Origin of the sequence: Burkholderia sp. GbtcB21, assembly GCF_019091065.1 — a bacterium.
Taxonomy (GTDB): domain Bacteria; phylum Pseudomonadota; class Gammaproteobacteria; order Burkholderiales; family Burkholderiaceae; genus Burkholderia; species Burkholderia pyrrocinia_C.
Genome location: NZ_JAGXKA010000367.1, coordinates 1 through 249, shown reverse-complemented (window position 1 = coordinate 249; position 249 = coordinate 1). Strand labels below are relative to the sequence as shown.

At 60.2% G+C, this 249-nt stretch carries 1 protein-coding gene; it reads right to left on the bottom strand.

The window, feature by feature from the left end; translation table 11 throughout:
• The coding region (locus KVT39_RS37120; protein ID WP_368858973.1) for a helix-turn-helix domain-containing protein at positions 1-249 on the bottom strand (249 nt) is incomplete at both ends.

Sequence of the window (249 nt, the reverse complement as noted above, 5' to 3'; positions counted from 1 at the left end):
CCCCATGGCCCGGATCTCGCGCAGCAGACGTTCGACGCTCAGGTCGGGAAACTCGCGTACACGTTCGGTGACGTAGTGGACGAACGGATCGACCACGCACGGTCGCGGCGCGCGCGGACCGTAACGCGGCGCCTGAACGCCATTCCTGATGTATTTACGAACGGTCTTGCGATCCATACTCAGTCGAGCAGCGATGGCCGAAATACTCAGCCCTTGCCGATGCAATTCCAGAATCGTCATCACTTCCTC